This window comes from Thalassospira australica (genome assembly GCF_000763295.1).
GTDB classification, from domain to species: domain Bacteria; phylum Pseudomonadota; class Alphaproteobacteria; order Rhodospirillales; family Thalassospiraceae; genus Thalassospira; species Thalassospira australica.
This window is the reverse complement of the sequence record NZ_JRJE01000003.1, coordinates 115,575-134,807: the sequence shown is the minus strand read 5'-3', so window position 1 is coordinate 134,807 and position 19,233 is coordinate 115,575. Positions and strand designations below refer to the sequence as shown.

Sequence of the window (19,233 nt, the reverse complement as noted above, 5' to 3'; positions counted from 1 at the left end):
CTAAACCCAATTCTCCAAACGCAGCCCATCCACGCGTGCAAACTCGCGGGTGTTGTTGGTGACAAGGACCAGACCGTGACTGCGTGCGTGCCCAGCTATCATCATGTCATAGGGGCCGATGACAGTACCTTTGGCTTCAAGGTTGCTGCGTATTTCGCCGTAATGGCCTGCGGCATGGGTGTCGAAATCAAGCACGGTCAGGCGGGCGGCGAATTCCTCGATGGTCCGTAGGTTGCTTTCCGGCTTGGCGGATTTCATCGCGCCATAGATCAGTTCGGCCATGGTGACCGATGAAATTGCCAAAGCCCCGCTATGGGTGGTGAATTTCTCCCGGCAGGACGGTGGGCGGTTCTTGATCACATAGATGCAGATATTGGTATCTAACATAAAGCGCAGCATTACAGCGCTTCCCGTTCCTGCATCGCGGGCTGATTGCGGTCTTCCATGAAGTCATCACTGACTGCATGCCCATCAAAAAACGTGTCCCACAAGTGATCGCTTGGCACAATCACCCGCGTCACCCCGACCGAAATCACCTCAACCGTTTTTGTGCCTTCAGGAAAGGCAACATCTTTGGGCAGGCGAACGGCCTGTGTTTTGTTATTCAGAAATACGGATGCCTGGGTCATCAATGCCTCCTTGCGCGGATAAGCTCTCAGGCATTGTGCGCTTGAGTCTTGTATATGTCAAGTGTATATACATTTGTGTGATTGTGAATGTATAGGGGTTAGAATTCTTTTTAGGTAACGCTTGTGAGGTGGTGGTCGATTTGCTTATTGGTGACGCATTGGCTTAGGTAGAAGGCAAATTAGAAGTGCTAGGGAAGTATTGGAATGATTACTCGATCTCAAGAAGTAACGCCTTTGGTATTTGGTGGGGCAATTCTGGGAATTGTCTGTTTTGGTTTGTTAATTGAGATTTCATCTCGGTCCGGTCTAAACGATTGGATCTACAACCATGAGACTTTAGCTGCAGGCATTCTTGGAGTTGGGGCCGCGTCAATGACTGCGCTGCTAGTTCTTTGGCAAATTCGCCAACAATACAAAGTTGTAAACGATGAACGAGAGCGTCAACTGGTTGCAGCAAAAAGTGCCATGCCTCTTGTGATTTCAGGTTTGCATGAGGTTTCTGCTATGTCGTTCGAAACTGCATTGAGAATGAGTAAAGGAGAAGCGTTCACACCTGATCTACCAGAGTTAAATGATGACTATGTTACGGCTCTTCAGGTTTGTATTCAGCATTCAGAACCCGTTCTGCAAAAGGCGCTTTCTAGGTTTATCCGAGAACTTCAAGTTCAGCGTGCTCGCTTAACTCGAGCTATTTCCAGCTATCAGCCGTGGTCTGAGCAAAAACGGTTGGAGAATGCAAAAACAGGTAATGCGTTGGCGGACAAAGCAACATTGACGAATGGCGGTTACTTATACAGTTCTGCTCTTGTGGTGATGATGGTGGACGAACTATGGGAGCTGGTAGGGCCTGAGGATGGTCAAGACCACGTGCCTAGCCGGGCACGTAGAATTGAAAATTTGTTCATTTTTGGCTGCAAAGAGGTGCCGGAGAATTGGCCGATATTCATAGGTCATTTCCAGAGGACTGCTGATAAGAGGCCTTAAGCATGTATCTAAGAGGTTAGTTCGTGACAAGCTTGGCAAGATACTCCACCGGATGCTGCGGCTTCGCGCCTTCATAGCGATCCACCTGACAGCGGCATGAATAGCCGGTCACCAGCATGTTTTGGGTGCCCGTGGCATCAACCTTCTTTTTCCAACTCAGGTCATAGAGCTCGCGCGAGGTTTCCTGGTGGCGGGTTTCGTGGCCATAGACACCGGCCATGCCGCAACAGCCGGTTTTTTCCGTGGTAAGCGTAAGCCCGAAGGCTTCAAAGATGTTCTGCCATTTCACGCCAACATCAGGAAGCGACGTCTTTTCCGTGCAATGGGGGAACAGGCTTGCCGGGGCCTCAGTCGTGCCCATGTTAACGCCGTTATCAAGTTTCGGCGGGGTCAGGCGGACGTGTTCGATCTCGCCCGCCAGCCATTCATGGAACAGATGCACGCGATAGTCCGGACGGTTTGAAAGGCGCTGGTCGTATTCCTGCCGATATGTAAGCGTCACACTGGCCTCGATCCCGATCATGGGCACGCCCGCCTGCGCGATTTTGCCCAGCACGATGTCATTTTGCGTCGCCTGATAATCAAAGCGTTTGAGGAACCCCTTCACATGCATCGCCTTGCCATTGGGGCGGTAGGGCGGCACGAAAACGCGGTATCCAAGGCGTTGCAACAGGTCGACATGGGCCAGAACCACGTCGGTGTCATAATGCGTGGTAAAGCAATCCTGCACGAGGATCACCGACTTGGCCTTTTCATCCGCACTCAAGCCATCCAGATCAGATTGCTTGAACTTGCCAATGCCGCGTGCGCGCAAGGCAGATTTCAGGCTTTGGGTATGGAGCTTTGGCAAATCGGTCAGGCCGATGAAGCGTTTGAAAATCCAGGGCATCGGCGGGATGGACTGCAGGGCGTTGAAAAGGCCGGGTGCGGTTGCCAGAAGCGGGGCCAGATATTCCAGCTTGGCAATCACATGGTCCTTGATCGGGCGTTTATAGCGCGTGTGATAGGTCTCCAAAAACCGGGATTTCATTTCCGGGATATCGACCTTGACCGGGCATTGCCCCGCGCACGCCTTGCAGGACAGGCAACCGGCCATCGCCTCATACACATCATGGGAAAAATCCCGGCTGTTGATGACGGCCAGGTCCTTGTTCATCGGATCGGTGCCGATGGAAAGCTGGCGGATCCATTCGCGGATCATTCCGGCGCGGCCCTTGGGCGAATGCACACGCGATCGCGTGACCTTATAGGACGGGCACATGGCATCCATCAGGTCCCAGTTAAAGCACGCCCCGTTGCCGTTACACCGCGTCGCATTAAGGTATTCATCGCGAAGCGCATCCTCAATCTCGCGGTCGAACTGGCCGCGCATCGGCGCTTCGTCAATCGCGGTGATGGGCGTGTTTTTGGAGTACGGCGAGGCGATCTTGCCGGGGTTAAGCTGCCCTTCGGGATCAAAGGCCTCCTTGATGCGGCGAAGAACGTCATAAAGTTCTTCGCCGAAATAGATCGGTGAATATTCCCCCCGGAAGCCCTTGCCATGCTCGCCCCAGATCAGGCCGTTATACCGTTTGGTAAGCTCCGCCACGGCGTCCGACACCCGGCGAATGCGGGCCTCGTCCTCCTCGTCCATCATGTCCAGCAGCGGGCGGACATGCAGGCACCCGACATCAACATGGCCAAACATGCCGTAATCAAGGCCCTCGGCATCCAAAAGGGCGCGGAATTCGGCAATAAAATCGGCAAGGTTTTCCGGTGGTACTGCGGTATCTTCGACAAACGGGGTGGCGCGGCGTTTGCCTTCAAGATTGCCCAGCAACCCCACTGATTTGGCGCGGATCGACCAGATCGCGGCAATTTGCCCCGGGTCGGTCGCCTGCACAAAGCCAATCGGCGCGAAATCTTCGGTCGGGTTGGCATCAAGATAGGTTTTCAGTTCGGCCTGCTTGGCGGCCACTTCGGCCTCGCTCTCGCCAACGAACTCGACCACGTTAAAGCCGCGTGTCTGAACCGTGCTGTTTTCCGTGCCAAGAAGCTTTCCCAGCATGTGCCAGCTTTCATCTTGCCGGGCCAGTTTCATGACCTTGTCATCGATGCTTTCAATCGCCACCGGATCAAACTGCACCAGGGTTTTGACGTGCCGCAGCGCTGAGTCAAAGCTGTCATAGCGCACCACCGTAACCGCTTTGTGCTTTGGCAACGGGATGACGCGGAAGGTAATCTCCTTGACCATGCCAAGGCTACCCTCGGCCCCGGCAATCAGGAACGACAGGTTCATGTCGCCTTTATCAGACACCGCTTCCTTCAGGTTATAGCCCGTCAGCCCCCGGTTCATTTCCGGGAAGGTTGATTTGATCTGATCCCGCCTTGGCGCGATTTCGTCATGGATTTTTTGATAAAGCTGCCCCACGCGATCCGGCCGGGCCATGGTTTCCTTGGCTTCAGTAGCACTCATCGCACGGGTATTGAAATCCGTGCCATCGATCAGCACGGTGGTCATGTCATGGATGTAATGGCTGGTTTTGCCATAAATCCGCGATCCCTTGCCCGAACTGTCCGACCCGATCATGCCGCCCACGGTCGCACGGCTTGCGGTCGACACCGCCGGCGGGAAGAAATAGCCATGTGGTTTCAGCCAGGCATTAAGCTGATCAAGCACCACACCGGGCTCAACATGCACAAGCCCGCGCTCCGCATCAAAGCCCAGGATGTTATTGAGGTGTTTGGAGGTATCGAGAATGATGGTGTTATTCAGCGACTGACCATTGGTGCCGGTGCCACCCCCGCGCGGGGTGATTTTGACCTCGGAAAATTTCTCCCGCCCCGCCAATTCCATCACGACATTGATGTCATCCCGCGTCTTGGGTTGCAGCACTGCGGTTGGCATCACCTGATAAACGCTGTTATCGGTGGCATGGATCAAGCGCGTCGGGAAATCGGCATGGATTTCACCGCGAAATTTCCCCTCCGCCTCCAGCGTTTTGAGGAACCCCAGCGTCAAGCTATCAAGCGACCGATCCGGGGTCAGGGCCGGCAATTTTTTGATCACGCTCTTATTCGACGCATTCGTAACCGGGGTGGCAGCCGGGGCAGGGACGGACATCGGGCTCTCTCAATACTCGTATGATAATATCATATGCCTTTTGGCGGGATTTTCCGGTGCGGGCCGGGGACCCCGATCTGGCATGAAAACCCATTTGACCTGATCGCGATTGAATACACAAATCGAAAATTCCGAACGATTATTCAAAAAAAATGAATAATCAAATTGCCGGGCAAAGCACCCCAAACCAGCGGTCAAAATGAGTGCCGACAGACGATTTTAAACCCTCATACAATTTGGTTCAGGCTGAATTTCAGGATGCAATATTTGCATCGGTCAGGGGATGGTCTTCGACTTGCCGCCGACGCCGATTTTGGTCGGTTTCCTGATGTAGGATTTCGTCCTGCTGCACAAGGAATTTTACCGCGTATGGCTGCAAAAGCTTGCGCAAGGCACGGTATTCTATCGTTTGCGGGTGATGGGGCGGTGGCAGTGGCAGTGGGGTGTGTTTGTTTGGGGCGGAAGCGGCTGCAAGGGGGCGATTTCCTTGCCTGAGGCACGGTATTGCCGGGCAGGCTGTGCTCTGCGGTGGTCGGGAGTCGTGGTGTGCGTAGCGCTGTGTTGCCCGGAATATGTGGCTTTGAACGGGTTTCCATGCCGGACAGGAGCGGGAATGTGCGGGGTTTGCTGTGAGCCGCACATTCCCTGTGCCTGAGCCTGTCGGGTGGTGGCAAGTCAGGCAGGTGTTTGTTTTGTCGCTTTGTTTGCGGGGCTTAGGCCGTTTTGCGGTGGTTGGCAGCGTCTTCGGCCTTGATTGCCTCGTCATGCATCAGTGACAGGATGGTGCGTTTGTAATCCATGAATTCCGGGCTGGTGAGCGCATCTATATGGCGCGGGCGAGGGATCGCGATATCAAGCGACTGTTTGATCAGGCCGGGGCGGGCGGACATCACGTGCACTTCATCGCCCAGGAAGATCGCCTCGTCAATGTCATGGGTGATGAACAGCACCGTCTTGCGGCGGCTTTGCCAGACATCAAGCAACAGTTCCTGCATCATCTGACGGGTTTGGCTGTCGAGCGCGCCAAACGGTTCATCCATCAACAGAATGCGGGGATCATTGGCCAGCGCCCGGGCAAGGGCCACACGTTGACGCATGCCGCCTGAAAGTTCCTTGGGATAGGATTTCTCAAACTCGTCAAGATGCACCGCCTTGATCAGATCATCGGCGATGTCTTCGCATTCGGATTTCGCAAGGTTTTTAAGCTTTGGGCCGAACATGACGTTTTCACGGACCGTGAGCCACGGAAACAGGGTGTAGCTTTGAAACACCATACCGCGATCAGCAGACGGACCGTTGATCGGTTCGCCATCAAGTTCAAGCCGCCCCGATGTCGGGGTTTCAAGCCCGGCGACAAGACGAAGTAAGGTTGATTTGCCACAGCCTGACGGGCCGACAATGACCGAAAAGGTATCATTGGCCACATCAAGCGATACATCATCCAGGGCCAGAACCGGCGGTTTGTCCTTGGGTTCGAAACGGACCGTGATGTCACGGAGGGAAAGCATGCTCATGAGTGTATCGCCCCTTAAAAATCAGCAGACCAGGGCAGCAAGCGCCGGCGTGCCCATTTAAAGAAGAAGTCGGTGATCAGGCCCAGAATGCCGATGGTAAAGACACCAAGCAAAATCACATCGGTAAACAGCCCGCGCATGGCATTGAGGATCATATAACCAAGGCCGGTGTCGGCTGCGACCAGTTCGGCGACAACAAGATAGGTCCAGGCCCAGCCCATGGTGACGCGCAGGTTATCCATCACACCGGGCATGCAGGCCGGAACCAGCACACGGGTGACGACGCGCCTGCGATCCGCACCAAGGGTGTAGGCGCAGTCAATCAGATCCTTGGAAATCCGGGCCGAAACGTCGGAAATCAGGATGAGCTGCTGGAAAAAGGTGCCGAGGAAAATCACCATGATTTTCTGTTCGATCCCGATGCCGATCCACAGGATCAGAAGCGGGATCAGGGCGGAAACCGGGATATAGCGCATGAAACCGGTGATCGGTTCAATCAGCGCCTGAACCGCGCGGAAACTGCCCATCAGGATGCCGATCGGAACGGCAAAGACGGAGGCAAGGATAAAGCCCGACAGGATGACAACAAGGCTTGCCGACATATGTTCAAACAGCGACATATTGCCAATGCGTTTGATGCCTGCTTGCACCACCTCGTGCGGGGCGGCAAGGAAGTCCTTGGGCGTAATCCCGCCATAGGTGAGCAAGCACCAAAGGGCCATGACAACTGCAACCGAAATCAGCGACAGGACGATATAGGTTGCCCTGTCAATGTCGGTCTTGGGCGAGAAAAGGGATCTGGTCCACATGATGCTTGCTCTTTAAGCTTGGGTGTTCTTGTTACTTGACGATGTCAGCAGCCAGAAGGCTTTCGGGATCGGCGTCCATGGTGAACAGGCCGCCTTCCTTGCCAAGGGTCATGGCATTGGCAATGGTGCTAACAATGCCGTCCGGGTTGGACGGATCCATGAAGGTCTTGTTCATGTCTGCATCGTAAAACGCAATGCCCGAACGGGTGTCGGCAAAGACCGCCGGATCATCAAGCCAGCCGCCAACGCCTTTGGCCATAATCGCGTCGGCTGCGTCTTCGTTTGCTTTCTGCCAGGCAACGGCCTTGGCCCATGCACGATACAGCGCTTCCATTTCCGGACGACGGGATTTGAGCGTTTCCTCGGTCGTGACCGCGATGTCAGTGATCAGGCCCGGTGCCTTGGAGCTGTCAATCAGCAGATGACCATGTTCGGTATCCTGCCCCCGGGTCAGCCACGGCTCCCAGGTCACAGCGGCGTCAACACGCTTGGCAACAAAGGCCGCACCGGCATCACCAGCCGACATGTTCATCGAGTTGACGTCATCAAGGCTCATGCCGGCTTCTTTAAGAAGGACACTGAGGAAGAACTGGGAAACAGACCCCTCGGTATAGGCAACGTTTTTGCCCTTAAGGTCGGCAAGGGATTTGATGTCGGCATTGGCAACAATACCGTCGCCGCCGCGTGAGTCATCAAGCGCAAACAGATAGGTCAGCGGATGGTCTTCGGTGTAGAAACCAAGCACGGTGTCAATCGTGGTGACGGCAACGTCAATCCGGCCAGCAGCCAGGGCGGGCATACGGGTTTTGACGTCTTCCATAACGACAAGATCAACATCAAGGCCTTCTTCTTCAAAGAAGCCTTCTTCCTGCGCGATATAAAGCGGGCCATAGCCAACCCAGGTGGAATGGGCGATGGTGAGTTCCTCGGCCGAGGCGACCTGGGAAAGCGAGAAGGCGGTTGCGAGTGCCGCACCCGACAGGCAGATTTTCGAAAGTACGCGTTTCATAGATGGTGTCTCCGGTGTGAGATGCTCTCTGATTGAGATTTATTGTGCCTCAGCCCGATTTTCGGTTCGGGTTATTGGTGGCGTTTGACCCGGCCAGTACGCACAGCAATTCATACATGAGCGAGATGCCAAGCCAGGCGGTTCCTCCCGAAGGATCAAACGGGGGTGAGACCTCGACAAGGTCTGCCCCGACAAGGTTCAGTCCGGCGAGCTGCCGGATCATTTTCTGGGCTTCGCGGCTGTTAAAGCCGCCAATTTCCGGTGTGCCGGTGCCCGGCGCAAAGGCGGGGTCGACGGAATCAATGTCAAAACTGACATAGGTTTTATGCATGCCGACAATGTCGCGCGCCTCGGCCATGACGGCGTCAATGCCGCGATCAAGGACCTCTTCCATGCGGATGATGCGAACCCCTTGGGCAAGGCCCCATTCAACGTCTTCGCCGTCATACATCGTGCCGCGAATGCCGATCTGAACCACGCGCTTGGGATCAAGGTAACCGTCCTCGATCGCGCGGCGGAAGGGCGTGCCGTGGGTGTATTTGTAACCGTTGAAATAGCTGTCAAAAAGGTCGGTATGGGCATCAAAATGCACCATGCCAAGCGGCCCGTCGGCTGCCAGTGCCTTGAGGATCGGATAGGACAGCAAATGATCGCCACCGGCGCTCAGCGGGCTGATGCCCTTTGATTTCAGCTTGGCAATAAAGCCGGTCACACTTTCGAGCGTATCCATGATATCGGCCGGATTGACCGGCGCATCGCCCAGATCGGCAATGTTGCGGTCTTCAAACGGGTTCTGGCCGGTGGCCGGGTGTTTGGGCCGGATCATGGTGGACAGATCGCGCAACTGGCGCGGACCGTGCCGCGCGCCGGGGCGGTTGGTGGTGCCGCCATCCCATGGCACGCCGATCATCGCGATATCGACCTCGCTTAAGGCTGCATCCTCAATCGAAAGATGCGGGGCGCGCATGAAGCTTGCGACACCGGCATAACGCGGCAGGGTCATCGCCGAAGGCGGAACAAAGGAAAGCGATGCACTATCGGGTTTGTCGGTGGCGTTGCTCATTGGCGATGTTCCTCAAGGCGATGGTGCTGGTAGCGCTGGTAGCGCGGTGGCGCAATAGAATGGTTCAAAGCGTGCGCAAACATTGCCACGGGGAGACGTGTTCAATAATATGAAACTTTCAAACTAAACGTCCGATTTTCTCAACCTATTGCTTTCACGAAGGTCTGCCGCCGATGTCAGTGACACTTCCGCCGCTCAGTGATGTGGATTTCCGCCAGTTGCGTATTTTCCGAACCATCGTCGAAAGCAACGGTTTTACCGCCGCCCAGGATGAATTGGGCATTTCCAGATCCACCATCAGCACCCAGATGTCCGCCCTTGAAACCCGGTTGGGGGTAAAGCTCTGTCGGCGCGGGCGGTCGGGCTTTTCGCTGACCGAACATGGGCAAAAGATCTATAGCGAAGTCATAAAACTTTTTGCCGCAGCTGACTCATTTCGCGCCGAGGTCGGGGCGATCCGCGGCAATATGGTCGGCGAGCTTCGCATTGGTGTGGTTGATGCGATGGTGGAAAACACCAATTGCAAGCTTGATCAGGCGATTGCGCTGTTTCATGAACGCGCACCGGGTGTGCATCCGACCTTTGTTGTCGTCTCGCCCAATCAGATTGAAAATGCGTTGCTCAGCCGGCAGATGGAAGTTGCCGTCATGCCCAACCAGCCGATGAATGCGGCGGTGCAGATGCAGCAGCTTTTTCACGAAGAACAGACGATGTATTGCGGCAAGGATCATCCGCTGTTTGAAAATGCCGACGCAAAAATGCCGATTGAACAACTGGCAGAGCAGAAATACGCCCGGCGCGGCTATTCAGTGGCGCTGGCGTTTCAGTCGCTGTTCAAACATCCGCCCAGTGCGACGGCCTATGACATGGAAGGTCTGGCGTACCTGATCCGAAGTGGGAAGTTTGTCAGCTTCCTGCCGACCCACTTTGCCCGGCAATGGGTGGAACGCGGCGAAATGCGGGCGCTGCGTCCCGATCTGCTCAGCTTCAAGATCGGCATGTGTGTGGCGAACTTCCCGCAATCGGTGATGTCACGTATGGCGCGCGTGTTCCGCGAATGTTTGATCGAGGTGCACCCGACGGTGACCGCAATCAAAACCGTGCCGCCGACGCTGGATAAGAAATGAGGTGGAGGCTGAAGCGGACTTTCAAGAATATCCTGCTTCGCGCTGATGCCGGATGACCAGAATGGTCACCGTATCCCCGTCAATCCGGTATCGCACGACATAGCCGCTGTCACCGAACTCGATAAGCCATTCCCGAAACGCTTCAGGAAGGTCATCGACCAGTCGGCCAAGGTTCGGGTGGGCGCCAAGCACTTTCACGCCTTGACGGATGGCTTCTCCGGCACGGCGCGCGGCATCGGGGTTTTGTGAGCGCAGAAAGTCACGGAGCCGTTGCAGATCCCGAATGGCTGCCGGTGCAAATCTTACTTGTGACATTTGGGTGCGGGTAATTCATCGTCCGTTCCCCAGCTCTCCAGCCAGCGGTCGACCTCTTCAGCCGTTGCATGAAGGCCTGTTTGCTGGAACTCTTCCCACGCCTGTAGCGTGTCACGCTTTAGCGCCTCACGCTTCTCCTCGCGTTCGACATATTGCGCGATCGCTTCGCGCATGATCCAGTGAGATGTACGCTGCCGGGCTTCGGCAAGATCCCGAACGCGACCTTTCATGTCGTCATCAAGCTTGATGGACGTTGCAGATACCATGTGAGCCTCCGAACCAAAAGGTAATACCTTGTACTACCCTATCGTGTTTCAGGCGGTTTTGTCTAGGTTCATCCCTTTCATATTGCCCCCCCCTGCGCTATTCAAATAGGGGGCTGTCCCTTTTTTTCGCGAGCAAAGCGGCTTTTTTGTTGCATATAACCTAATGTTTACCCAGGATTGTATGGTAATTTATTTGAGCAATTTAAAGGGTAGGGCTTGTCGTGTCGGGAGAGCTAAAATTCTATTTGTTTCGCTTGCAAATGTTTCAAACTCAGATGGATATGTTTCGTGATAACCCTCCACATGCGTCTGAACTGTTAGTGAAAACGCTATCAAACACGCTGAGGAAAGATACTCGATCAAGAAGCTACTTTACTGCCGACATTCATTTTGTTTCAGAAAGTGCTGTTTATCTGAAGCTGGCACGCAGCCGTCAAGTGAACACGATCGAATTTGAATCCGATAAACCTATCGTCATCGCTCATGAAGACAACCCCTATATCCACGTTTTCGTAGACTGTAAAAAACAAGTTCTAGCTTTGAATCGAGACAGCAGATTTGCCAACAGAGTAGAGTTCTCTGCAAAAAAACTATCAGACCTTATCGAAAATTCTAGTTTTTTGAAAGAGTGGGGGATGTCTGTAGAGTACTCTGCTCTAAAGGACCCAATTGATTTTATTCAATATTTAAAAGATGCAAAATACATTTCCAGGTTTAGTTTTGAGGTGCGCCGTGAGAATGTCATAGATCCATCAGAATATATTGTTCCCTTAAAAAAGCTTACGGGTAAAGCTGGAGGAACAAAAACAAGAGCAGATATATCTGGCGGTATGATCAAAAAAGATGTTGCTGAAGATATGGCTAGGGCAATCGCATCAACAGGTGACGAGGCATTTGCCGACGTTGTAATGCCTCATGAAGGTACTAAAACAAGAAAGCACTTAACTGGTGGGTTGGTTTCATTCTCATTTCATGGTGATGTAGAGGATAATTTCTCTGAAGTTTTCTCGATAATTGACCAGCAATACCGCTCAATACGAGATGGAAATGACCAAGAACAATAATGAAGTCTATGTCGGATACTGGACTTGGTTTTTAAAAGGGTCTGGGGGAAAGCCGGGGTATCACAGACTTTTAAGCTATTGGATAATGCTAGATGTTTTCGTTGGCGCTCTGTCAGGCTTAAAAATTTTGGAAATGTCTGATTTCTCAAGTCTTTTCTTGCCAATTATATCTGTAACGGTGGGATTGGTAATTGCTGTCGTCATTGGGGCAGTTTCAGTATATTCAAATTACCGGTTATACGAGTTGTCTGGAGGCCATTCAGGAGGATATTTTGATTATATTTATCCATACTTCATATCTTTAATGTTGTCGGTGTCATGTCTAGTATACTTTTTGTTTATGAAGTTAATCGGTGGCTCTTTGGAATATACGGAAATTAGTTGGTTATTGTTTGATGGGGTGCCTGTTCAAATAAACTTATATGTCTGTCTTGGCGGGGTATTGATTTCTATTCTGTTAAGAACTGTTTGGCGGACTGTTTGTGGTATTGCAACACAGATATTTTTTAGTCACAAATTTGAAGAATATAAAAAGACAGTCCGAGAAGATACTTTGGACTGATTTTACTTATCGGCAAAAGCGGACAGATTTATTTTTTAAGAATGATGCCTCTGGAGACGGAAACGGTTGCGCGAGCCAATAACACTTTTCCGCAATACCATTTGGGCGCTATGGTTTGATCGGGCAGGGGAATTAACCGAAACGGATCACCAAGACCATGCTGTCATCGCTGAATATCCGTCATATGCGTGTGTTTGTCGCAGTTGCCGATCAGGGGAATTTTACGGCTGCGGCCGGGGTGTTGGGCCTTGGGGTGCCTGCGGTTACCGCGACCATTCGCCAGTTTGAGGATGTGACGGGGGCGGCGCTTTTTGATCGTACGACGCGGCAGGTGGCGCTGACCCAGACCGGCGCGCGTTTTTTGCCGATTGCGCGTCGGTTGCTGGCCGATTTTGAAGAGGCGCTTGGCGATCTCGATGCGCTGTCAAAGGGTGTTGGGGGCAAGATTACGATTGCCGCAGCGCCATCTGTTTTGACCCGTATTTTGCCGACAGTGATTTCCGAATTTGTTGCCGCCCATCCCGATGCGCGCATTCGTCTTGATGAACGTAATGCTGGTGAAGTGCATGAGGCGGTGGCGAGTAATGCCGCCGATTTCGGGATTGCCGGGGAATGGCAGGCGTTGCCAGATATTGCCTTTCGCCCGCTGTTTTCCGACCGGTTTGGCGTGCTGTGCCGGGCCGATCACGCATTTGCCCGGAAATCGGTTTTGCGCTGGTCGGATTTGACCGGCGAGAGGCTTGTCGGGCTGGGGCCGGAATCCGGCACCGGCGCACTGATGGCGCAACCCGGTGTGACCAGCGATCTGTCATCAGATACCATGCCGGTTCTCAGTCCTGCTTTGCGTGACGCGGTGGCGGCAGGCATTCCGGCGGCGAAAACGGTTTTGGCACGGGCGCAAAAGGCGATGCGGGCCGAGGAAAAAGTGCTGCGGTCGCTTGATCCGAACGGCAGTAACGCATCAGACGAAGACGGCGATATCGCCTTGGGCGCGACCGGCCCGATCCTGCCGCGTCCGATTGTCGAAACATCGAACACCATCACGCTGGCGGCCATGGTGGCCGAAGGGGTGGGGATTACGGTTTTGCCGGAACTGGCCGCAAAGGTGTCGGATATGGCCGCCCCGGAAAAGCTGGTGTTTGTGCCGCTGACCACCCCGGAACGCCATCGCCATATCGGCGTGATTACGCGCAAAAGCAAAAGCCTGTCGCCGATTGCACGCCTGTTCCTGGATCAGGTGATTGCCCTTGCCCCCAAACAGGATCTTCCGGCCAGTTTGACGTGGTATTGAGCCGTTCCTGTCTTTGTAGGGAATAGTCGCATCGATCACCGATGATTGTTTTGTGTCTATATGTATTCAATCAATGATGTAATTCTGATATAACATTCCCCTGCCTTTGGGAAGGTTTCGGGGGGACTTGAGATGTTTGAACATCCGGTGATTGATGTCGCGTTGGGGCTGATCTTTTTTTATGTGACGCTCAGTCTGGTCGCATCGGCCGTGCAGGAGTGGATTGCCAGTTTTTGCGGTTTGCGCTCCACCAATCTTGAAGAAGGCATCACGCGGCTGGTCGGCGATAAATACGCCAAGGCGGTATATGCCCACCCCTTGATCAAGAACCTGTCGCGGAAAGGCAAGCTTCCGTCCTATATCGCGCCCGAGACATTGAGCACCGTGTTGCTTGAGGTGTTGGCCAAGAACGAAGACGGCAAGTCCTTTGTTTCCCTGAAAGCCGATGAAGTGCGCGATCTGATTGCCAAGCTGCCGCAAGGGGCGGGGGGCAATGTTGACGAGAAGAAGGACGATGACGACCTTGCTGCCGTTTTGACTGCGTTGGTAACTGATGGTGAGAAGGCGGCTATCGAATTGCAGGAGAAACTGGCGAGCTGGTTTGATGAAGGGATGACCCGTATTTCGGGTTGGTACAAGCGCAAGGTCAAGCTGATCATTCTTTGCATTGCAGGGGTTGTGGTCGTGGCGACCAACGCAAGCACCATCCATGTTGCCGAGGAACTCTGGACAAATGATGCGCTGCGGACCGAGATTGCGGCGCAGGCGACGGTCGCTGCGGGCAAGGAAAACGTGACGGAACTTGAAAGTGCCAATCTTGACGCGCTGAAATCGTTTCCGATTGGCTGGAAACAGCCGAGTTTTTCGGCAAATGTTGCGGCGTTTTTCACGGGGACGGAGTGGTTTAAATCCATCATCGGCTGGCTGATCACGATAGCCGCGATCAGTCTTGGTGCGCCGTTCTGGTTTGATCTGCTGGGCAAGGTTGCCAACCTCAAGGGCACCGGGGGCAAGGCGGCCGACAAGCCGAAAAAGACGCAAGAAGGTTCGAGCTGAAGAAGGGGGCTGATTTCCCGATTTGCGATTTCATTACTGGCAGCGCGGTCTGTTTGCGACATATCATGGGAGGGTCTGAACCCAATTGAATGCTTGAAATGGGTTCAAACCCTAGAAGCCTGACATGATGACCCTGTCGCAGGAGATGGCATGAGCGCGCACGCGAAAAGTTCTGACAAACCCCGCAAGAAGATCAGTCTCGCCCTTCAGGGCGGGGGATCGCACGGGGCGTTTACCTGGGGCGTTCTTGATCGGTTGCTTGAGGATGAGGAAATCGAGCTTGAGGCGATTTCGGGCACGTCGGCCGGGGCGATGAACGCCGCCGTGGTGACATCGGGCTTTTGCAAGGGCAAATATGATGGCGCGCGCGAGGATCTTGAGGCGTTCTGGTCGGCAGTTTCAGAAGCCGCGCGGTTCAGTCCGCTGCAACGTTCCCCGATTGATGTTTTGTTTGGCAACTGGTCGCTTGGCAATTCGCCGATGTATCAGTGGCTGGATATGAGTGCGAAAATGTTCTCGCCCTATGATCTGAACCCGGTGGGGGATAATCCGCTGGCGGGGCTTTTGGATGATGTGGTTGATTTTGATCTGCTCAACAAAAGTCCGACCAAGCTTTTCATTACCGCGACCAATGTTGAAACCGGACAAGCCCGGGTGTTTCGCAATCCTGATATCAGTCTGGATGTGTTGCTCGCCTCGGCCTGTTTGCCCAATATCTATAAGACCGTCGAGATTGATGGCGTGCCTTATTGGGATGGGGGGTATTCCGGTAATCCGAGCCTTGGGCCGCTGGTGCGGGAATGTTCAGCCAATGACACGGTTCTTGTGCAGATCAATCCGGTCAAACGGCCGGGGATCCCGAAAACCTCGCACGAGATTTCAAGTCGCCTGAACGAGATTTCGTTTAACAGCAGCCTGGTCAAGGAGTTGCGCATGATGTCGGTGATCCGCAAGGACATGCCAACCCATATGTGCGAAGCCAGCAAATGGGGCACCATGCGCATGCATCTGATTGCCAGTGACGTGATGTTGGAGCTTGATCATACCTCGAAAATGAATGCGGAATGGGACTTCATGACCATGCTGCGTGACAAGGGGCGCGAGGCTGCAACGGCGTTTCTGGAGGCCCATCGTGGTGATATCGGTGAACGACCGTCGCTTGATCTTGAGCTGTTTGCGCCGGACTATGTCTGAGAGACCGGCCTACGGTGCGTGGCCTGTTGTGTAAGATCAGGTGTTGATTATGTGCAATTTGCCGTACCGGAGAATTGAACAACCGCTTTGGGCCCAACCAATTTATAACTTGGCGCAAAATTGAACTGGTACGTGTCAGGAGCTTCCATCGGTGCACCGTTTTTAGATCGCATCGCCCAGTGAAACTCAAAGAACGAGAAGGTTGCGCCGGGTGAGAGGCTGTGCCGTTCAAAAGTCTTTATCGGGATGCGCTGATGTGTGTCCGAGAGATATGCCTCCCATTGTGTGGAGTTGTTGGTCAATGTCATTTCAATGTTGATATTCGCCAAGCTGCAGCCATCAGGATTGATATTTTTGATCGAAAGCGTGGATGTGAAGTAAGTGAATACGTCGTTCAGGTTGGCTATGTAATTTGGGTAGTTGAGCGTCAGTTCGAGATTTTTGTCGTAGCAAGTTTTGCTCTCGGATGACACTGCACCGTGACTGCCCGCCCAGTATTGTATTTGGGACATCGTCGTTTTTCCTTTGTTGTTTAAAGTTGCGAAAAAACAAAAAATACAATTAATGGTGTTTGTTCGCCAGTGCAAAGGTCGTCACCTCGCTATACTGCCGTGACGGATTAATCGGGAGGCGGGTAATTCGATAATCTGAACCTTGGCCATTGATGAGAGAATCTTTGATCGATTGCGCTGTGCTGGTGCGAATCAATCTTGTGAGGCACCTGGCGATGCCGGAAACCACATGCAGATATCGGCACCCGCACGACGCTTGATCTGGGGTAGTTTGCGCCGGATTATGTCTGAGCGTTAATCCGCGCGCTTGCCAAAACGCAACCCGTCAATCATCAGATCAACCATGCGATAGGTATGTTCCATGCCTTCTGTGTCGGCTGATTTTCTGCCGGCGCTGGCCAGATTGCCGATCGCGCGCAGCAGATCATAGGCATCGATATCCGAACGAGCTTCGCCCGCCTTGGCGGCAGCAGCCAGCAGGTTTTCAAGCGCGGGTTCAAAGTTGCTGCGGAAGTAATCGGGCAGGGCATCAAAGGCCGGATCGCCCGAATGAAGGGCTGATGCCAATCCTTTTTTCGTGACAATAAACTGGCAATAGCGGCGGAGCCAAAGCGACAGGGCCTCGCCCGGCGGGTAATCACGTGCAAGCGTTTTGGCATCAGTAGCGCAGCCATCGACTTCGCGTTTGAATACGGCGACGACAAGGTCGCTTCGTTTGGGAAAACGGCGATACAGCGTGCCGACACCAACTCCGGCGGCTTTGGCAATTTCACGCACCGGCGCATCAACACCCGATTTGGCAAAAACGGTTTTGGCGGCCTCAAGCACGGCGTCTTCATTGCGTGCGGCGTCTGCACGGATGCGTTTTTTTGTGCCGGTAAGATCTTCCTGCATCTCTTTGTTTTTCCACAGTAAGTCAGAACTCTTGGGCGCGGACGGAATCCAAGTGTTGAAAATCGCACTTGTTAAACGGAACATTGTTCCGTATATGAATTGACAACAGGAACGTTGTTCCGTTTGTTGGTTTATAGGCGAGATCAGCCGTTTCGCCAAGCAAAACAAGGATGTTTGCCATGAATAACCTGATCACCAGTGCCCACCATATTCCGGTTCGCGATGCGGTTCCGGCGGTATCAATCTGTCCGGTCACCTTGCCCATGGCAGATCGACCGCATCCGATTGAAATGCGGATTACGCTGCCAGCGGTTGGCGATAACCTTCCCATCATCTTGCTGTCGCACGGGCACGGGCCATCGCTTTACATTCCGTCGATGCATGGCTATGGGCCTCTGGCGCAATTTTATGCCGAGCAAGGCTTTGTCGTGATCCAGCCAACGCATGGCAATTCGAAAGTTGCCGGGTTTGGTGCGAACGCGCCGGGCGCACCGTTTTTCTGGCGGTCGCGGGTGGAGGATTTCAAGCATATTATTGATCATCTGGCCGAGATCGAAGCAACCCAGCCGATCCTTGCCGGGCGTCTGGACCATGACCGGATTGCGGCGGTGGGGCATTCGTTGGGCGGACATACTGTTGGCATGTTGCTGGGCACGCGCCTGAGTGATAAGGCGGATCCAGCGGTACAGGATGTGAGCCTGATTGAGCCGCGGATCAAGGTTGGGGTCTTGTTGGCCGCACCGGGAAATGGGGGCGAAAGCCTGAGCGCGCATGCACGTGCGAACTATACAATCATGAACCCTGATTTTTCCCACATGACCACACGGACCCTTGTGGTGGCGGGCGATGCGGATGACAACCCGCATCTGACCACACGCGGGCCGGCATGGCATACCGATCCGTTTCATTGCAGTCCGGGCAGTGACTTTTTGCTAACCCTTAAGGGCGGCAAACACGGGCTTGGCGGCATTGCCGGATATGATGCCAAGGAAACTGATGACGAAGATCCCGATCGCCTTGCCGTGACCCAGCGTATGACAGTGGCCTATTTGCAAAGTGCATTTGATGAAGATGACCTGGTGTGGGCAAGGGCGTGTGATGCGCTTGCGACCCGGGGTGCGGATCTGGCGCATGTGACGGGCAAGTAGGGTACTGCTTTGCCGGGCATGGTGGTCCGTGGCGGTCAATGGCGGGCGGTGCAGATTGCGGTTGTCGTCAATCCGGCGTAACCTGTTGTCCGTTCCCAACAACGTTCCTGAACATCATGTCCCACTCCGAACTTGAAAAAATGCAGGCCGGGGAATGGTATTCCTGCCTTGACCCGGAACTGTCGGCGATGCGTGCGCGTGCCTATGATGCCGTGCATGAACATAGCGTCTTGCATCCGGTGGAGCGTGGCAATATCGGGCCGAAATTGCGCGGGCTTTTTGCCGAATGCGCCGATGATGCCCGGATCGAGGCGCGGTTTCATTGTGCCTATGGCATCAACATTCATTTGGCCGAGGATGTGTTTTTAAATGTCGGCTGCGTGATCCTGGATACGGCACCGGTCAAGATCGGCAAGCATTCGATGCTGGGCCCGAATGTGCAGATTTATTGCGCCGATCATCACCGCGATCCGGAGCTTCGCAAGCAGCATCTTGAAATCGCACGACCGGTAACGATTGGCGAGAATGTCTGGATCGGCGGTGGCGCGATTATCCTGCCCGGTGTGACGATTGGCGATGCGGCAATTGTTGGTGCCGGATCGGTTGTGACGCGTGATGTGCCTGCCGGGGCGACGGTTGTGGGTAATCCGGCGCGCATCAGGGCGTGATTACCGGGCATATCGGACGGGATCG

20 protein-coding genes are annotated in these 19,233 nt (G+C 53.9%); 9 read left to right on the top strand and 11 right to left on the bottom strand.

All coding sequences use genetic code 11. The features are described from left to right. Window positions 1-399, bottom strand: coding sequence for a type II toxin-antitoxin system tRNA(fMet)-specific endonuclease VapC (gene vapC, locus JF44_RS0102320; protein ID WP_033067332.1), 399 nt, complete (start codon window positions 397-399; stop codon window positions 1-3). Continuing rightward, window positions 399-629, bottom strand: coding sequence for a type II toxin-antitoxin system VapB family antitoxin (vapB, locus tag JF44_RS0102315; protein ID WP_033067331.1), 231 nt, complete (start codon window positions 627-629; stop codon window positions 399-401). The genes vapC and vapB overlap by 1 nt, the downstream gene beginning before the upstream one ends. Window positions 630-833: 204 nt before the next feature. On the opposite strand from vapB, the gene JF44_RS0102310 reads away from it, so the two are divergent. Next, window positions 834-1,613, top strand: coding sequence for a hypothetical protein (locus JF44_RS0102310; RefSeq protein ID WP_033067330.1), 780 nt, complete (start codon window positions 834-836; stop codon window positions 1,611-1,613). Between the two features lie 16 nt (window positions 1,614-1,629). On the opposite strand, the gene JF44_RS0102305 is transcribed toward JF44_RS0102310, so the two are convergent. The 5 genes from JF44_RS0102305 to speB form a co-directional block, all read right to left on the bottom strand. Beyond that, complete coding sequence (locus JF44_RS0102305) at window positions 1,630-4,716, bottom strand: FAD-binding and (Fe-S)-binding domain-containing protein (protein ID WP_052065375.1); 3,087 nt, start codon at window positions 4,714-4,716, stop codon at window positions 1,630-1,632. A gap of 713 nt (window positions 4,717-5,429) precedes the next feature. Then, window positions 5,430-6,230: an ABC transporter ATP-binding protein gene (locus JF44_RS0102300; RefSeq protein WP_033067329.1), complete on the bottom strand. Its 801-nt coding sequence runs from the start codon at window positions 6,228-6,230 to the stop codon at window positions 5,430-5,432. Window positions 6,231-6,244: 14 nt separating this feature from the next. Further along, complete coding sequence (locus tag JF44_RS0102295; RefSeq protein WP_033067328.1) at window positions 6,245-7,039, bottom strand: ABC transporter permease; 795 nt, start codon at window positions 7,037-7,039, stop codon at window positions 6,245-6,247. A gap of 31 nt (window positions 7,040-7,070) precedes the next feature. Then, window positions 7,071-8,048, bottom strand: a complete 978-nt coding sequence (locus tag JF44_RS0102290; RefSeq protein ID WP_033067327.1) for an ABC transporter substrate-binding protein — start codon at window positions 8,046-8,048, stop codon at window positions 7,071-7,073. Between the two features lie 49 nt (window positions 8,049-8,097). Beyond that, window positions 8,098-9,111, bottom strand: a complete 1,014-nt coding sequence (gene speB, locus JF44_RS0102285) for an agmatinase (RefSeq protein WP_033067326.1) — start codon at window positions 9,109-9,111, stop codon at window positions 8,098-8,100. Between the two features lie 173 nt (window positions 9,112-9,284). On the opposite strand from speB, the gene JF44_RS0102280 reads away from it, so the two are divergent. After that, window positions 9,285-10,238: a LysR family transcriptional regulator gene (locus JF44_RS0102280; protein ID WP_033067325.1), complete on the top strand. Its 954-nt coding sequence runs from the start codon at window positions 9,285-9,287 to the stop codon at window positions 10,236-10,238. A 21-nt stretch (window positions 10,239-10,259) separates the two neighbouring features. Here JF44_RS0102280 and JF44_RS0102275 read toward each other — a convergent pair whose 3' ends face one another. Then, window positions 10,260-10,553, bottom strand: coding sequence for a type II toxin-antitoxin system RelE/ParE family toxin (locus tag JF44_RS0102275; RefSeq protein ID WP_033067324.1), 294 nt, complete (start codon window positions 10,551-10,553; stop codon window positions 10,260-10,262). Further along, entirely contained in the window at window positions 10,541-10,819 is a 279-nt protein-coding gene (locus JF44_RS0102270; RefSeq protein ID WP_033067323.1) for a CopG family ribbon-helix-helix protein, read from the bottom strand. The genes JF44_RS0102275 and JF44_RS0102270 overlap by 13 nt, the downstream gene beginning before the upstream one ends. 221 nt (window positions 10,820-11,040) lie before the next feature. On the opposite strand from JF44_RS0102270, the gene JF44_RS0102265 reads away from it, so the two are divergent. The 5 genes from JF44_RS0102265 to JF44_RS0102245 all read left to right on the top strand — a co-directional run bounded on the left by JF44_RS0102265 (window position 11,041) and on the right by JF44_RS0102245 (window position 15,986). Then, window positions 11,041-11,883, top strand: coding sequence for a hypothetical protein (locus JF44_RS0102265; protein WP_156111565.1), 843 nt, complete (start codon window positions 11,041-11,043; stop codon window positions 11,881-11,883). Next, window positions 11,867-12,445, top strand: coding sequence for a hypothetical protein (locus JF44_RS0102260; RefSeq protein ID WP_156111564.1), 579 nt, complete (start codon window positions 11,867-11,869; stop codon window positions 12,443-12,445). Before JF44_RS0102265 ends, JF44_RS0102260 begins: the two co-directional genes overlap by 17 nt. A 157-nt stretch (window positions 12,446-12,602) precedes the next feature. Then, on the top strand, window positions 12,603-13,736 hold the full coding sequence (locus tag JF44_RS0102255; RefSeq protein WP_033067320.1) for a LysR family transcriptional regulator: 1,134 nt from the start codon (window positions 12,603-12,605) through the stop codon (window positions 13,734-13,736). Between the two features lie 132 nt (window positions 13,737-13,868). Beyond that, window positions 13,869-14,792, top strand: a complete 924-nt coding sequence (locus JF44_RS0102250) for a hypothetical protein (RefSeq protein ID WP_033067319.1) — start codon at window positions 13,869-13,871, stop codon at window positions 14,790-14,792. A 150-nt stretch (window positions 14,793-14,942) separates the two neighbouring features. After that, window positions 14,943-15,986 (top strand): patatin-like phospholipase family protein, encoded by a 1,044-nt coding sequence (locus tag JF44_RS0102245; RefSeq protein WP_033067318.1) that lies wholly within the window; start codon window positions 14,943-14,945, stop codon window positions 15,984-15,986. A gap of 47 nt (window positions 15,987-16,033) precedes the next feature. On the opposite strand, the gene JF44_RS0102240 is transcribed toward JF44_RS0102245, so the two are convergent. Beyond that, window positions 16,034-16,498: a hypothetical protein gene (locus tag JF44_RS0102240; RefSeq protein WP_033067317.1), complete on the bottom strand. Its 465-nt coding sequence runs from the start codon at window positions 16,496-16,498 to the stop codon at window positions 16,034-16,036. A gap of 294 nt (window positions 16,499-16,792) precedes the next feature. Next, a complete protein-coding gene (locus JF44_RS0102235; RefSeq protein WP_033067316.1) occupies window positions 16,793-17,392 on the bottom strand; it encodes a TetR/AcrR family transcriptional regulator in 600 nt (199 codons plus the stop codon). A 179-nt stretch (window positions 17,393-17,571) separates the two neighbouring features. On the opposite strand from JF44_RS0102235, the gene JF44_RS0102230 reads away from it, so the two are divergent. Both JF44_RS0102230 and JF44_RS0102225 read left to right on the top strand, forming a co-directional pair. Then, window positions 17,572-18,540, top strand: coding sequence for an alpha/beta hydrolase family protein (locus JF44_RS0102230; protein WP_033067430.1), 969 nt, complete (start codon window positions 17,572-17,574; stop codon window positions 18,538-18,540). A 116-nt stretch (window positions 18,541-18,656) separates the two neighbouring features. Then, entirely contained in the window at window positions 18,657-19,208 is a 552-nt protein-coding gene (locus tag JF44_RS0102225; RefSeq protein WP_033067429.1) for a sugar O-acetyltransferase, read from the top strand. The last annotated feature ends 25 nt before the right edge of the window (window positions 19,209-19,233 follow it).

Bases quoted from the DNA above. Each gene is read 5' to 3' on its own strand.
- vapC (WP_033067332.1), bottom strand. From the start codon at position 399: ATGCTGCGCTTTATGTTAGATACCAATATCTGCATCTATGTGATCAAG.
- vapB (WP_033067331.1), bottom strand. From the start codon at position 629: ATGACCCAGGCATCCGTATTTCTGAATAACAAAACACAGGCCGTTCGC.
- JF44_RS0102310 (WP_033067330.1), top strand. From the start codon at position 834: ATGATTACTCGATCTCAAGAAGTAACGCCTTTGGTATTTGGTGGGGCA.
- JF44_RS0102305 (WP_052065375.1), bottom strand. From the start codon at position 4,716: ATGTCCGTCCCTGCCCCGGCTGCCACCCCGGTTACGAATGCGTCGAAT.
- JF44_RS0102300 (WP_033067329.1), bottom strand. From the start codon at position 6,230: ATGAGCATGCTTTCCCTCCGTGACATCACGGTCCGTTTCGAACCCAAG.
- JF44_RS0102295 (WP_033067328.1), bottom strand. From the start codon at position 7,039: ATGTGGACCAGATCCCTTTTCTCGCCCAAGACCGACATTGACAGGGCA.
- JF44_RS0102290 (WP_033067327.1), bottom strand. From the start codon at position 8,048: ATGAAACGCGTACTTTCGAAAATCTGCCTGTCGGGTGCGGCACTCGCA.
- speB (WP_033067326.1), bottom strand. From the start codon at position 9,111: ATGAGCAACGCCACCGACAAACCCGATAGTGCATCGCTTTCCTTTGTT.
- JF44_RS0102280 (WP_033067325.1), top strand. From the start codon at position 9,285: ATGTCAGTGACACTTCCGCCGCTCAGTGATGTGGATTTCCGCCAGTTG.
- JF44_RS0102275 (WP_033067324.1), bottom strand. From the start codon at position 10,553: ATGTCACAAGTAAGATTTGCACCGGCAGCCATTCGGGATCTGCAACGG.
- JF44_RS0102270 (WP_033067323.1), bottom strand. From the start codon at position 10,819: ATGGTATCTGCAACGTCCATCAAGCTTGATGACGACATGAAAGGTCGC.
- JF44_RS0102260 (WP_156111564.1), top strand. From the start codon at position 11,867: ATGACCAAGAACAATAATGAAGTCTATGTCGGATACTGGACTTGGTTT.
- JF44_RS0102255 (WP_033067320.1), top strand. From the start codon at position 12,603: ATGCTGTCATCGCTGAATATCCGTCATATGCGTGTGTTTGTCGCAGTT.
- JF44_RS0102250 (WP_033067319.1), top strand. From the start codon at position 13,869: ATGTTTGAACATCCGGTGATTGATGTCGCGTTGGGGCTGATCTTTTTT.
- JF44_RS0102245 (WP_033067318.1), top strand. From the start codon at position 14,943: ATGAGCGCGCACGCGAAAAGTTCTGACAAACCCCGCAAGAAGATCAGT.
- JF44_RS0102240 (WP_033067317.1), bottom strand. From the start codon at position 16,498: ATGTCCCAAATACAATACTGGGCGGGCAGTCACGGTGCAGTGTCATCC.
- JF44_RS0102235 (WP_033067316.1), bottom strand. From the start codon at position 17,392: ATGCAGGAAGATCTTACCGGCACAAAAAAACGCATCCGTGCAGACGCC.
- JF44_RS0102230 (WP_033067430.1), top strand. From the start codon at position 17,572: ATGAATAACCTGATCACCAGTGCCCACCATATTCCGGTTCGCGATGCG.
- JF44_RS0102225 (WP_033067429.1), top strand. From the start codon at position 18,657: ATGTCCCACTCCGAACTTGAAAAAATGCAGGCCGGGGAATGGTATTCC.